The 13,424-nt window shown below is 57.7% G+C and carries 11 protein-coding genes; 9 read left to right on the forward strand and 2 right to left on the reverse strand.

Annotated features, from left to right (window positions below; translation table 11 throughout):
- Nucleotides 1-77: 77 nt before the first annotated feature.
- Together RHM59_RS18745 and RHM59_RS18750 are read right to left on the reverse strand one after the other, a co-directional pair.
- Nucleotides 78-1,052 (reverse strand): serine/threonine protein kinase, encoded by a 975-nt coding sequence (locus RHM59_RS18745; protein ID WP_322184671.1) that lies wholly within the window; start codon nucleotides 1,050-1,052, stop codon nucleotides 78-80.
- A 155-nt stretch (nucleotides 1,053-1,207) separates the two neighbouring features.
- Complete coding sequence (locus tag RHM59_RS18750; protein WP_322285186.1) at nucleotides 1,208-1,942, reverse strand: ComF family protein; 735 nt, start codon at nucleotides 1,940-1,942, stop codon at nucleotides 1,208-1,210.
- A gap of 100 nt (nucleotides 1,943-2,042) precedes the next feature.
- On the opposite strand from RHM59_RS18750, the gene bioB reads away from it, so the two are divergent.
- From bioB to RHM59_RS18795, 9 genes are all read left to right on the forward strand, one after another.
- The gene (gene bioB, locus RHM59_RS18755) at nucleotides 2,043-3,101 is read left to right on the forward strand and encodes a biotin synthase BioB (RefSeq protein WP_322285187.1); all 1,059 of its coding nucleotides are present in this window, start codon (nucleotides 2,043-2,045) and stop codon (nucleotides 3,099-3,101) included.
- Between the two features lie 121 nt (nucleotides 3,102-3,222).
- Entirely contained in the window at nucleotides 3,223-4,413 is a 1,191-nt protein-coding gene (gene bioF / locus RHM59_RS18760) for an 8-amino-7-oxononanoate synthase (protein WP_322184678.1), read from the forward strand.
- Complete coding sequence (locus RHM59_RS18765; protein ID WP_322184680.1) at nucleotides 4,406-5,152, forward strand: alpha/beta fold hydrolase; 747 nt, start codon at nucleotides 4,406-4,408, stop codon at nucleotides 5,150-5,152. Before bioF ends, RHM59_RS18765 begins: the two co-directional genes overlap by 8 nt.
- The gene (gene bioC / locus RHM59_RS18770) at nucleotides 5,145-5,966 is read left to right on the forward strand and encodes a malonyl-ACP O-methyltransferase BioC (RefSeq protein WP_322285188.1); all 822 of its coding nucleotides are present in this window, start codon (nucleotides 5,145-5,147) and stop codon (nucleotides 5,964-5,966) included. Before RHM59_RS18765 ends, bioC begins: the two co-directional genes overlap by 8 nt.
- 15 nt (nucleotides 5,967-5,981) lie before the next feature.
- A complete protein-coding gene (gene bioD / locus RHM59_RS18775; protein ID WP_322166452.1) occupies nucleotides 5,982-6,662 on the forward strand; it encodes a dethiobiotin synthase in 681 nt (226 codons plus the stop codon).
- A gap of 944 nt (nucleotides 6,663-7,606) precedes the next feature.
- Nucleotides 7,607-7,942 carry a pyrroloquinoline quinone biosynthesis protein PqqE gene (locus RHM59_RS18780; RefSeq protein WP_322285189.1) on the forward strand — a complete coding sequence of 112 codons (336 nt, stop codon included), beginning with the start codon at nucleotides 7,607-7,609 and terminating at the stop codon, nucleotides 7,940-7,942.
- A 257-nt stretch (nucleotides 7,943-8,199) separates the two neighbouring features.
- Nucleotides 8,200-10,005 carry a phenylacyl-CoA dehydrogenase gene (locus RHM59_RS18785; RefSeq protein WP_322166450.1) on the forward strand — a complete coding sequence of 602 codons (1,806 nt, stop codon included), beginning with the start codon at nucleotides 8,200-8,202 and terminating at the stop codon, nucleotides 10,003-10,005.
- Nucleotides 10,006-10,221: 216 nt separating this feature from the next.
- A complete protein-coding gene (locus RHM59_RS18790; RefSeq protein WP_416195028.1) occupies nucleotides 10,222-11,511 on the forward strand; it encodes a diguanylate cyclase in 1,290 nt (429 codons plus the stop codon).
- An 89-nt stretch (nucleotides 11,512-11,600) separates the two neighbouring features.
- Nucleotides 11,601-13,397 (forward strand): acyl-CoA dehydrogenase C-terminal domain-containing protein, encoded by a 1,797-nt coding sequence (locus RHM59_RS18795; RefSeq protein WP_322285190.1) that lies wholly within the window; start codon nucleotides 11,601-11,603, stop codon nucleotides 13,395-13,397.
- The last annotated feature ends 27 nt before the right edge of the window (nucleotides 13,398-13,424 follow it).

Below are 13,424 nucleotides of genomic sequence, written 5' to 3' on the forward strand. Positions count from 1 at the left end.
CTTACGCAGCGAATGATCAGGCGAAGTTTCTTTAAGCGAGCGCCGTTGCTCAGAGGCTGCGGCGCTTGGGTCGAGGGCTAAAACAGCTTTAGTGGTTCTTCGTTGAGTGCCGACAATTGTTCGCGCAATGCCAGCACTTGATCGCCCCAGTAACGCTCGGTACCGAACCACGGAAAGCTGTGCGGGAAGGCCGGGTCGTCCCAGCGCCGGGCGAGCCATGCGCTGTAGTGCATCAGGCGTAGGGCGCGCAGCGGTTCGATCAACGCCAGTTCGCGGGGATTGAAGTCGTGGAATTCGCTGTAGCCGTCCATCAACTCGGACAACTGGCTCAAGCATTCCTGACGATCACCGGCGAGCATCATCCAAATGTCTTGGGCCGCAGGACCCATGCGGCAGTCATCAAGGTCGACGATGTGGAACATTTCATCCCGGGCCATCATGTTGCCGGGGTGGCAGTCGCCGTGCATGCGGATATTTTTATGCGGCGTGGCGGCGTAAACGTCTTCGACGCGCTTGAGCAAGTCGCGGGCGACTGACTCATACGCCGGCAACAAACTGCGCGGAATACAGTTGTTTTCCAGCAGAAAGGCCAATGAGTCGTGGCCGAAATTTTTAACACCAAGCACTTGGCGGTGCTCAAACGGCTTGGTGGCGCCTACCGCATGCAGGCGACCGAGCAGTTGCCCGAGGCGATACAGTTGATCCAGATTACCCGGCTCTGGCGCCCGACCGCCACGGCGTGGGAACAAGGTGAAACGAAAGCCGGCATGTTCGTGCAGGGTTTCGCCGTTGTGTACGAGGGGGGCAACCACTGGCACATCAACTTCAGCCAGCTCAAAGGTGAAGCTGTGTTCTTCGAGAATGGCTTCATTGGTCCAGCGTTGCGGCCGGTAGAACTTGGCGATCAGCGGCTCGCCGTCTTCGATGCCGACTTGATACACACGGTTTTCGTAACTGTTGAGCGCAAGGATGCGGGCGTCGCTGAGAAAGCCAATGCTTTCGACAGCATCGAGCACCAAGTCAGGCGTGAGTGTTGCAAACGGGTGGGCCATGCTTACTCCTGCGCGCAGCAGGCTGCCGCGTCGGGCCCGATATGTTAGCGCAATGAGGCTGCGCCTGACACATTCGCTGATTTGCCCGAGGCTGCAGGAGCCAACGTGTTGGCGAAGAAGTCAGCCCCGCAAACAGGTTGGGACTTGGCCATGCATCAGTCCTGAGGCTTTGGCGTTCGCGCGAGGCAATAAATATCCACCCGCCTTGCTCCCCCGTCCATGAGCAAGCGCGACAGGGTGTTCACCGTTGCGCCGGTGGTTAACACATCGTCCACCACCGCAAAATGTTTGCCCTTTATCTGTGCTCCGGGACTGATGGCAAACGCTTTGCGCAAATTGCTTTGACGGGCTTTGGCGTCCAATCCTTGCTGCGCTGGGGTTTCCAGTACCCGAAGCAACAAACGCTCGTCGGATGCCAAGTCCAGTTGCGTGCCTAGCCAGCGGGTCAGCATCTCGGCTTGGTTATAACCTCGCTGCCGTAGTCGTTTACTCGCAAGCGGCACCGGCAGCAGACAATCCGGGCGCGCAAGGCCCTCAGCAAAGCGGTGTTGCAGAGCTTGCCCGAGCAACTGCGCAAGCAGCCGACCCATGGGCCATTTGGCTTGATGTTTAAAGCGTGTGACCAGGCTGTCGATGGGGAAGTCGTAACCCCACGGCACCACGACTTCGCTGAACGCAGGCGGCTGTCGTTGGCATTGACCGCACGTCAGGCCTGCCATTGGCATAGGCAGCGCACAACGTTCACAGCTGTCTCCAAGCCAAGGCAGGTCAGTTTCACAGCCGGTACAGATAGGAAATAACGCGTCTGTGGTCTCGTCGCACAATAAACATGTTTGTTTGTTTTTTAACCAGATGTAAACCTGATGAGTGCTCTGTGGTTGACAGCGCATGGCTCTTCCTTAAATATGCCGAACATCCGTGTAGTCCGAATGACCGTGTGTTTTATCCGCGCTCAGTCGCTCAAGCCAAGAACAAACAAGGAGCCGCCCAATGAGCGCCAGCATCACCGCCACCCTGCGTCACGACTGGACTTTAGCCGAGGTCAGAGCGCTGTTTGTGCAGCCATTCAATGACCTGTTGTTTCAGGCGCAGACCGTGCACCGCGCTCATTTCGACGCCAACCGGGTTCAGGTGTCGACGCTGCTCTCGATCAAAACCGGGGCCTGCCCGGAAGATTGCAAATACTGCCCGCAGTCCGGCCACTACAACACCGGGCTGGAGAAAGAGAAGCTACTGGAAGTGCAGAAAGTCCTGGAAGAGGCCGCACGCGCTAAATCCATCGGCTCCACGCGTTTCTGCATGGGCGCGGCCTGGAAGCATCCGTCTGCCAAAGACATGCCGTATGTGCTGGAAATGGTGAAAGGCGTTAAAGCCATGGGCCTTGAAACCTGCATGACCTTGGGGCGTCTCGATCAGGATCAAACCGCCGCACTGGCCACCGCAGGGTTGGATTACTACAACCACAACCTCGACACCTCGCCAGAGTTCTACGGCAGCATCATTACCACCCGCACCTATAGCGAGCGTCTGCAGACCTTGGCCTATGTGCGTGAGTCGGGGATGAAGATCTGTTCCGGCGGGATTCTGGGCATGGGTGAAAGCCTTGATGACCGTGCCGGGCTGCTGATGCAACTGGCGAACCTGGCGGAGCATCCTGAATCGGTGCCGATCAACATGTTGGTCAAGGTGGCCGGTACGCCGCTTGAAAACGCCGAAGACATCGACCCGTTCGACTTCATTCGGATGCTGGCGGTGGCGCGCATCATGATGCCGCAGTCCCACGTGCGCCTGTCCGCTGGCCGCGAAGCGATGAATGAACAGATGCAAGCGCTGGCGTTCTTCGCCGGTGCCAATTCAATTTTCTATGGCGACAAGTTGCTGACCACTGCCAACCCACAAGCCGACAAGGACATGCAGCTGTTCTCGCGTCTGGGCATCCTTCCGGAAGCCGGGGTGGAACATTCAGACGAAGTGCATCAGGCCGCTATCGAGCAGGCGTTGATCGAGCAAAAGAGCAGCGAAATGTTTTACGACGCTACTGCGGTCTGATTTTGCCTTTACCTCTGTAGGAGCCAACGTTGGCGAGGCGGCGTGTCTGATACGCCGCGCAAGGCCTTCGCCAACACGTTGGCTCCTACAGGAACGCTACCCAAACACCCATGAGGCCTGCATGTCTTTCGATCTCCGCACGCGTCTGGCTGTTCGTCGCGCTGAACAGCTTTACCGTCATCGTCCATTGCTGCAAAGCCCCCAAGGCCCTGAAGTGGTGGTCGATGGTCAGCCGCTGTTGGCGTTCTGTAACAACGACTACCTCGGCTTGGCCAATCACCCTGAAGTCATTGCCGCGTGGCAAGCCGGCGCGGATCGCTGGGGTGTGGGCGGCGGCGCTTCGCACTTGGTGATCGGCCACAGCAGCCCGCACCACGAACTTGAAGAGGCCTTGGCCGACTTGACCGGTCGTCCTCGTGCGTTGCTGTTTTCCAACGGCTACATGGCCAACCTTGGTGCGGTCACGGCGCTGGTCGGGAAGGGTGATTCGGTCATCGAAGACCGACTAAATCATGCTTCTTTACTGGACGCTGGTTTGCTCAGCGGCGCACGGTTTTCTCGCTATCTGCACAACGACGCCAACAGCCTCGACTCACGTTTAGAGAAGGCCAGCGGCAATACGTTGGTGGTCACCGATGGCGTGTTTAGCATGGACGGCGATTTGGCTAACCTGCCAGCGCTGGCCCAGGCGGCAAAAGCTAAAGGCGCCTGGCTGATGGTGGATGACGCCCACGGATTTGGCCCGCTGGGCGCCAACGGCGCCGGGGCTGTCGAGCATTTTGGCTTGAGCATAGAAGACGTACCGGTATTGGTCGGCACGCTGGGTAAAGCCTTTGGCACGGCGGGCGCTTTCGTCGCGGGCAGCGAAGAGCTGATCGAAACCCTGATCCAGTTCGCCCGGCCCTACATTTACACTACTAGCCAACCGCCTGCGCTGGCCTGCGCCACGCTAAAAAGCCTTGAAATTCTGCGCAGCGAACATTGGCGTCGCGAGCACCTGCAACGTCTGATTCAGCAGTTCCGCCAAGGAGCCCAACAGATCGGTCTGCAACTGGTGGACAGCTTCACGCCGATTCAGCCAATCCTTATCGGTGACAGTGGACGCGCTTTACGCCTGTCGCAGATGTTGCGTGATCGTGGCCTGCTGGTGACCGCTATTCGCCCGCCAACCGTCCCTGCCGGCGGTGCGCGTTTACGTGTCACCTTGTCCGCCGCCCACAGCGAAGCGCAAGTGCAGCTATTGTTGAATGCATTGGCGCAGTGTTATCCGCTGCTCGGTGAACACGAATTGGTGGAAGCGGACCATGCGTGATCGTCTGATTTTGCTACCAGGCTGGGGTTTAGGGATCTCACCGTTAGAGCCGTTGGCCGCTGCGTTGCGCGGTCTCGACGAGCATTTGCGGGTAGAAATCGAACCGTTGCCCGATGTCCAATTGTCGGCTTTCGGCGACATCGAGCTGAGCGAAGTGCTTGATGAACTCGATGCCACATTGCCCGACAATGCTTGGCTCGGGGGCTGGTCTTTAGGTGGGATGTTGGCGACGGAACTGGCCGCGCGTCGTGCCGATCGTTGCTGTGGTCTGCTGACGTTCGCCAGTAACAGCTCCTTCGTTTCTCGTAGCGACTGGCCCCATGCGATGTCGCCCGAGGCATTCGATGCGTTTCTCGCCGGGTGCTCGGTTGATCCGCAGGGCACACTAAAACGTTTCAGCCTGCTGTGCGTTCAAGGCGCCGAAGACCCTCGTGGTTTGGCCCGGTTGTTAAACGCTGCCGCACCGCACACTTCGCCCGACGCGCTGCTGCATGGCTTGAAATTGTTGGCACAACTCGATACCCGTAAAGCGCTGCAAGCCTATCGCGGGCCCCAACTGCATCTGTTTGCGGGGCTTGATGCGCTGGTGCCGGCCGAGGCTGCAAGCGATCTACTGAGTGTGCTGCCCGATGTGGAAATCGGCTTGATCGAACAGGCCAGCCACGCGTTCATTCTGGAAAACCCACACGGTGTTGCTGCGGCAATCCAGGCGTTTTTACACGAGTCCGGTGATGACTGATTTGTCCTTCTTCAAAAAAACCAGCGTCGAGACCGGCGCGTTGCCCGACAAGCGTCAGGTAGCGGCGTCTTTTTCCCGCGCCGCCGCCAGTTACGACAGCGTGGCCGAGTTACAACGCGCGGTCGGAAGCGAACTGCTGGCACGTTTGCCCGCTGAATTGAAACCGTCGCGCTGGTTAGACCTTGGCAGCGGCACGGGTTATTTCAGCCGCATTCTGGCGCAAACGTTCGACGGGAGCGTAGGCGTTGCCCTGGATATCGCCGAAGGCATGCTGCGCCATGCGCGTCCTTTGGGTGGTGCCCAGCATTTTGTAACGGGCGATGCCGAGCAAATACCGCTGGCAGACCACTCTTGCGGAGTGATTTTTTCCAGCTTGGCGGTCCAGTGGTGTGAAAATTTCGGCGCGGTGCTCAGCGAAGCGCGGCGTGTATTGGAACCGGGCGGCGTGATGGTGTTTGCCAGTTTATGCGTCGGTACGTTGTATGAATTGCGCGAGAGTTGGCAGGCGGTAGACGGAATGGTCCACGTCAATCGCTTCCGTCAATTCGACGATTACCGCCAGCTTTGTGCCGCCAGTGGGTTGCGGGTTCGCAGTCTCGACGTGCAGCCCCATGTGCTGCATTACCCGGATGTCCGCAGCCTGACCCATGAATTAAAAGCCTTGGGCGCACACAACCTAAATCCTGGCCGGCCCGGCGGTTTGACCGGTCGTGCGCGCATAATGGGGCTGATCGACGCTTACGAACGGTTTCGCCATAGCGAAGGGCTGCCGGCCACTTACCAAGTGGTCTACGCGGTGTTGGAAAAACCATGAAGGGCAGGCACTGAGATGAGCAGTTCTTACTTCATCACGGGCACCGATACGGACGTCGGCAAGACCACAATTGCAGTCGGGCTGCTGCATGCGGCCCGACAGGCCGGCTTAAGCACGGCGGCGGGTAAACCAGTCGCTTCCGACTGCGTTGCCGGACCGGATGGCTTGCGCAACAGCGACGCGTTGGCGCTGATGGCGGAGTGTTCGGTGAAGCTGACGTACAACGAAGTCAATCCAATAGCGTTTGAACCCGCCATTGCCCCGCACCTTGCTGCGCGAGAAGCGGGTGTCGCGCTGACCGTTCAATCGCTACTTGAACCCATGCGCAACGTGCTGAATAAAAGCGCGGACTTCACCCTGATCGAAGGTGCTGGAGGCTGGCGAGTACCGCTGGCTGACCAGGCCAACCTGTCCGACCTTGCGGTGGCGTTGCAACTGCCGGTGATTCTGGTGGTTGGTGTCCGTTTGGGCTGCATCAACCATGCGCTGCTGACCGCCGAAGCCATCGCCCGGGACGGTTTGCAGTTGGCGGGGTGGGTGGCCAACATCATTGACGGCAAGACGTCGCGTCTGGAAGAGAATCTTGCCACCTTGGCCGAACGCCTGCCCGCGCCCTGTTTGGGCCGGGTGCCACGATTGAAGAAACCGACGGCGGAAGCAGTGGCGGAGTTTCTGCATTTGGAGTTGTTGGATTAGTAAGCGTTGTCGTGGCACGACTCTGTAGGAGGGTCCGCCACGTCTTCGACAGCCGCGCTGTCGCGCAGCAAACTGGTTGGCACTTTGTGTGGTTTGAGGTTGCAGCGTGTCAGGACTGAAGCCTTCCCGAATAAATTCGGTCCCACGGTTTTTCGCGCAATGCACACATTTGTAGACGCTGCCGAAGGCTGCGACAAGGGCCGAAGGACCTTCGCCAACAAGTGGTTATCTACAGATGGCCGCCTCCCTGTAGATCGCCAGTGAATTGAATAACGAATTGCGGAAAGAGGCCCCGTGAAACCATGCGGCCGAACGCAGGTGTTGCGCAGGGGGTAACGAGGCAAGGATGCCGAGTAAGCCGTGCGCGGCCAGGGACGGCCGCTCACGGCGACCCCCGGAGCGACGCCGGAGTGAGGGAAGACCGAGCCTAAGCGAGGGCCCGCATGGTGGGGCGAGCGTTTTGGGTTACCTTTTTGCGGTTCGGCGCTCCGACGTTTGAAAAAGGTGACTCGCTGTAAAAGCGAAACCATAAGCTCAGCAACCACAAAGGCCGGATATATACGCCAACCCCAGCGCCAACCCATTGTTTTAAAAAGACTAAAAACTAGTTTGATAAGAGAGCCAACTTGTTGGCGAAAGTCCTTCGGACCTATCGCAGCCTTCGGCAGCTCTTACAGAAACGTGTGCATTGTTCAAGAATCTGTGGGAGTGAATTCATTCGCGAATGGGTTGACTCGGTGTGTCAGGTCTACCGCTTCCCGAATAAATTCGGTCCCACACAGTGAACTGCACAGTCATCCAGCCTCTCGCCAACACGCGGGCTCTAAGGTGGCTGTCTGTTCTAACTATCACCCGGCCAATTGCCATTAGTCTTTTTGTCGGGTCTTTTGCGGCTTGGTCTGCTTCAATGACTCGTGTTCGTTATATGAACTGAGGTTCATGCCATGCAAATTTCCAGCAACAGTGCTTTTGTGTCCGGGGTTACCCTGATTCAGGCCGGGCTCGCGCGCCTTGACCACGCGGCTACACAGATTGCCGACGCCAGTGTCTCCAGCGACTCATCCAGCAGCGTATCCACCAGTACCGGTGATTCTTCCGCAAAGAGTCAATCGTCGAACCAGCAAGTCGAGCGCCTGCATTCGGTTGATCGCAGTCAGCAAACTGACTTGGCGGGCAGCGCGGTGGAGCTTTCTCTGGCTAAAATCCAGTCCGAGCTGGGTGTAAAAGTGGCTAAAGCTTCTGACGAAGTGCTCGGCACCTTGATCGACACCCACGCCTGATTTCTGCCTGATCGGTGTGCAACGTCGCACCTTGATTCCCTTTCAATCCCCGCCTCTGCCTAGCGCTCAACTAAACTTCATCTGCTAAAAAGCGTGCTCTGTGCCATGGCTGCGGTGTTCGCGTGGGCGTTGTAGAGTGCTTGACGATGAACGGCGCGTGCGCTGCGCTTGACAAGGTTTAGGCGTAAACGTATGTTTCAAACAACTGTTTGATCGACCGATCATTCGCTCCAGGATTCTCAGCAGAGGTTATCGCTATGCCTGACTACAAGGCCCCCTTGCGTGATATTCGCTTCGTTCGTGACGAGTTGCTCGGCTACGAAGCGCATTATCAAAGCCTGCCGGCTTGCCAGGACGCTACTCCAGACATGGTTGACGCCATTCTTGAAGAAGGCGCCAAGTTTTGTGAGCAGGTGTTGGCACCGTTGAACCGTGTCGGCGACTCTGAAGGCTGCACCTGGAGCGAGTCCGGCGTGAAAACCCCGACGGGCTTCAAGCAGGCTTACCAGCAATTCGTGGAAGGCGGCTGGCCTAGCTTGGCGCACGACGTGGCCCATGGCGGTCAAGGCCTGCCAGAGTCACTCGGCCTGGCTGTCAGTGAAATGGTCGGCGAAGCCAACTGGTCGTGGGGCATGTACCCCGGCCTGTCGCACGGCGCGATGAACACCATTTCCGAGCACGGTACTGAAGAACAGCAACAGGCTTACCTGACCAAGCTGGTTTCGGGCGAATGGACCGGCACCATGTGCTTGACCGAATCGCACTGCGGTACCGACTTGGGCATGCTGCGCACCAAGGCCGAACCGCAAGCTGACGGCTCCTACAAAGTGACCGGCACCAAGATCTTCATTTCTGCTGGCGAACACGACATGGCCGACAACATCGTCCATATCGTGCTGGCCCGCCTGCCGGATGCACCGGCGGGCACTAAAGGTATTTCGCTGTTCATCGTGCCGAAGTTCATGCCAAACGCTGACGGTAGCGTTGGCGCTCGCAATGCGGTCAGCTGCGGTTCCCTGGAACACAAAATGGGTATCCACGGTAACGCAACGTGCGTGATGAACTTCGATGCAGCCACGGGCTTCTTGATCGGCGCGCCGAACAAAGGCCTGAACTGCATGTTCACTTTCATGAACACCGCGCGTTTGGGAACTGCACTTCAGGGCCTTGCCCACGCCGAGATCGGCTTTCAGGGTGGCTTGAAATATGCCCGTGATCGCTTGCAGATGCGTTCGCTGACTGGCCCGAAAGCGCCAGAGAAAGCGGCAGACCCGATCATTGTTCACCCTGATGTACGCCGCATGCTGTTGACCATGAAAGCTTTCGCCGAAGGCAACCGTGCAATGGTTTACTTCACTGCCAAGCTGGTCGACATCGTTAAATACGGTCAAGACGCTGAGCAGAAGAAGCAAGCTGACGGCCTGCTGGCGTTCATGACGCCGATCGCCAAAGCTTTCATGACTGAAGTGGGCTTCGAAGCGGCTAACCATGGCGTGCAAATCTACGGCGGCCACGGGTTTATTGCTGAGTGGGGCATGGAGCAGAACGTCCGCGACAGCCGTATTTCGATGCTGTACGAGGGCACCACCGGTATCCAGGCGCTGGACCTGTTGGGCCGCAAAGTGTTGATGACTCAAGGCGAAGCGCTGAAAGGCTTCACCAAGATCGTCCACAAGTTCTGCCAGACCAACGAAGGCAATGAAGCGGTTAAAGAGTTCGTCGAGCCCTTGGCTGCGCTGAATAAAGAATGGGGCGAGTTGACCATGAAGGTCGGTATGGCCGCTATGAAAGACCGTGAAGAAGTCGGTGCCGCTTCGGTGGATTACCTGATGTACTCCGGTTATGCCTGCCTGGCTTATTTCTGGGCTGACATGGCGCGACTGGCTGCTGAAAAACTGGCTGCCGGTACCACCGAAGAAGCGTTCTACACGGCCAAGCTGCAAACAGCGCGCTTCTACTTCCAGCGCATCTTGCCGCGCACTCGCACTCACGTGGTGACCATGTTGTCGGGCGCGAATAACTTGATGGACATGAAAGAAGAGAACTTCGCGCTGGGTTACTAAAACCCGCGCGTCACTTCTAAAAAGCCGCTTCCCATGTTGGGACGCGGCTTTTTTGTGCCTGACGGTTAAGCGTCTGGGCGGGCCCTCCCATCAACTTCTTGGGTTTGCGGCCGTTAAAGAGGATTAGTCACGTATTTGAGCCATTTGAGTGCTTAACTGAAACGGCACAGGCACAATGCCATGTATCGTTTCATGTCGGGCAGGAGCCATCCCCTTTTGCAGCTTCTTTCGGGCGCACGTTTCAGTCATTTTCTTCCCTCGCTGCTGTTGCTGTTGGCGGGGCTCGCGGCCGCGTATGTAAAAGACCTGAATGTCTTCTTCACCTCGCTATTCAATGTCCTGCCGACATTGGTGCTGCTGTTGGGCGGAGCGTATTGCGCGGTTTATCGTCGCCAGCGCGAGCTGTTTTTGATGATCACCGTGTACACCGCCTACTTTCTGCTCGATACCCAAACCGACTATTACCGCGATTACGGCAAAGTGCGTGAAGACGCCGCTGTGGTTTTCCATCTCTGCTGCCTGTTGCTTCCATTGCTCTATGGCTTGTTCGCAGGATGGGAGGAACGCACGCATTTGTTCCGTGACATGATTGCCCGGTTTGCCGTGTTACTTGCCTTCGGCAGTGTCGCACTGGCGCTGGAACAAAGCTTCCCCAAGGCGCTACTGAATTGGCTGGCAGAGATCCGCTGGCCAGCCTTGCACGGCAATTGGATGAGCTTGATTCAGCTGGCTTATCCGGTTTTCTTTCTCAGCTTCCTATTGTTGATCGTGCAGTACGTACGCAAACCTCGGCCGTTGCACGCGGCGCAAATCGTCGGTTTGATTGGCCTGTTTTGGGCATTGCCGAAAACCTTCATCTTGCCGTTCACCCTGAACATCATGTGCAGTCAGGTGATGCTGATGATTGCGGCCGCAGTTGCTCATGAAGCGTATCAAATGGCGTTCCGCGATGAGTTGACCGGGCTGCCGGGACGCCGCGCACTTAATGAGCGTCTGCAACGGTTGGGGCGCAATTACGTGCTGGCCATGGGCGACGTTGACCACTTCAAAAAATTCAACGACACCCACGGGCACGATGTTGGCGATCAAGTGCTGCGACTGGTGGCGAGCAAGCTGTCGAAAGTGACCGGCGGCGGTCGAGCTTACCGGTATGGCGGCGAAGAATTCGCGCTGGTATTTGCCGGGCAGACGCTGGAGGAGTGTATGCCGCATCTGGAAATGGTCCGCGAGTCCATCGCCATCTACAGCATTCAACTGCGCAATCAGGATCGCCCGAATGACGACCAGCAAGGGCGCCAGCGCAGAAGCGGCGCACGGGCCTCAAGTGTGTCGGTCACCATCAGCATCGGCGTCGCCGAGCGGCAGATGGAGCAACGTACGCCCGAGGAAGTGCTCAAGTCAGCCGACGAAGCGCTCTACAGTGCCAAGGGCGCAGGGCGAAATTGCGTGGTCGCCCATGGTAAGAATCGTCGCGGTGCAGTGCGCATGGCCGGCGCTGCCAGTTAAGTTATGAGCCTGTATTCAGCGTCTGGACTGTGATTGTTCGGGCCGTCTTCGCGCAGTAGGTTGGGTCATCTGCTGCCGGAGAAACGACCATGCCTGAGTACAAAGCCCCCCTGCGCGACATGCGCTTCTTGATCGACAACGTTTTCGACTTTCCTGCCCATTACCAAGCGCTCGGTGCCCATGACGCCAGTCCAGACATGGTCAGTGCGATCTTGGAAGAAGGCGCCAAATTCTGCGAGCAAGTGCTGTCGCCACTGAACCGTTCCGGTGATGAGGAAGGCTGCCATTTCGACAATGGCGTCGTCACCACGCCCAAGGGTTTCAAAGCAGCGTTTGCGCAATACGTCGAAGGCGGCTGGCACGGCCTCGCGGCGGACCCGGCCTATGGCGGACAAGGTTTGCCGCTGTCGTTGGGGCTGGTCATCAGCGAAATGATCGCCTCCAGCAACACCTCGTGGGGCATGTACCCAGGGCTGACCCACGGCGCGATGTCGGCCATTCATACCCACGGCACCGAAGACCAGAAGCAGACGTACCTGACCAAACTCACCGAAGGCGAATGGACCGGCACCATGTGCCTGACCGAAGCCCATTGCGGTACCGACTTGGGCATCATCAAAACCCGCGCAGTGCCGCAAGCCGATGGCAGCTACGGTATTTCGGGCAGCAAGATTTTCATCTCGGCTGGCGAGCACGACATGAGCCAGAACATCGTCCATTTGGTCTTGGCCAAACTGCCGGATGCGCCGGCTGGAACCCGAGGCATCTCGCTGTTTATCGTGCCCAAGTTTCTACCTGATGCGGCGGGCAATGCCGGCCAGCGCAACGGTGTGTCGTGTGGCTCCATCGAACACAAGATGGGCATCAAGGCTTCAGCGACCTGCGTGATCAACTTCGATAACGCCACCGGTTACCTGATTGGCGAGGCCAACAAGGGCCTCAATTGCATGTTCACCATGATGAATCACGCACGCCTGGGCACTGGCATGCAGGGTTTGTGTCTGGGCGAAGCCAGTTTTCAGGGCGCAATCAAATACGCTAATGAGCGCCTGCAAATGCGTTCACTGACGGGTCCCAAGGCGCCGGACAAGGTGGCTGACCCGATCATCGTTCACCCCGATGTTCGTCGCATGTTGCTGACCATGAAAGCCTTCAACGAAGGCAATCGCGCATTGACCTACGTCACCGCGCAGATGCTCGACACCGCTCACATGAGCAGTGACGCGGGTCAGCGCGAAGAGGCGGAAAACCTCTTGGCGTTCCTCACGCCGATCTGCAAGGCATTCATGACCGAAACGGGTCTGGAGGTGACCAACCTCGGGATGCAGGTTTTTGGCGGGCACGGTTTTATTCGTGAGTGGGGTATGGAGCAATTAGTGCGTGACTGCCGTATCGCGCCGATTTATGAAGGCACCAACGGCATCCAGGCGCTGGATTTACTTGGCCGCAAAGTACTGGGTAGCCAAGGTAAGTTGCTGCGAGGCTTTACCAAAATCGTGCATAAGTTTTGTGAAGCCAATGCCCAGCATCCGCAGCTCAAGGGGTTCGTCAGTCAGCTTGATGCCTTGAATAAACAATGGGGTGAACTGACTACCAAGATCGGCATGGCCGCGATGAAAAACTCTGACGAAGTGGGCGCGGCGGCGTTGGATTACCTGATGTACAGCGGCTACATCATTCTCGGGTACCTGTGGTTGCGCATGGCGTTGGTCGCTCAAGCCCAATTGGAGGATGGCAGCGGCGATTCGGCGTATTGCCAAGGCAAACTGGCCACGTGTGAGTTCTATTTCAAGCGCCTGCTGCCGCGCACCACCGCGCATCAGGCAGCCATTGAGGCGGGCAGTGATTGCCTGATGCAGTTGCCCGCAGAGATGTTTGCGCTGTAGCGAATTTCTGAATCTTATCGTGACTAT

Source organism: Pseudomonas sp. MH10 (assembly GCF_034353045.1).
Lineage (GTDB): Bacteria > Pseudomonadota > Gammaproteobacteria > Pseudomonadales > Pseudomonadaceae > Aquipseudomonas.

Coding starts and splice junctions, on each gene's coding strand:
- RHM59_RS18745 (WP_322184671.1), bottom strand. CDS start 1,052: ATGGCCCACCCGTTTGCAACACTCACGCCTGACTTGGTGCTCGATGCT.
- RHM59_RS18750 (WP_322285186.1), bottom strand. CDS start 1,942: ATGCGCTGTCAACCACAGAGCACTCATCAGGTTTACATCTGGTTAAAA.
- bioB (WP_322285187.1), top strand. CDS start 2,043: ATGAGCGCCAGCATCACCGCCACCCTGCGTCACGACTGGACTTTAGCC.
- bioF (WP_322184678.1), top strand. CDS start 3,223: ATGTCTTTCGATCTCCGCACGCGTCTGGCTGTTCGTCGCGCTGAACAG.
- RHM59_RS18765 (WP_322184680.1), top strand. CDS start 4,406: ATGCGTGATCGTCTGATTTTGCTACCAGGCTGGGGTTTAGGGATCTCA.
- bioC (WP_322285188.1), top strand. CDS start 5,145: ATGACTGATTTGTCCTTCTTCAAAAAAACCAGCGTCGAGACCGGCGCG.
- bioD (WP_322166452.1), top strand. CDS start 5,982: ATGAGCAGTTCTTACTTCATCACGGGCACCGATACGGACGTCGGCAAG.
- RHM59_RS18780 (WP_322285189.1), top strand. CDS start 7,607: ATGCAAATTTCCAGCAACAGTGCTTTTGTGTCCGGGGTTACCCTGATT.
- RHM59_RS18785 (WP_322166450.1), top strand. CDS start 8,200: ATGCCTGACTACAAGGCCCCCTTGCGTGATATTCGCTTCGTTCGTGAC.
- RHM59_RS18795 (WP_322285190.1), top strand. CDS start 11,601: ATGCCTGAGTACAAAGCCCCCCTGCGCGACATGCGCTTCTTGATCGAC.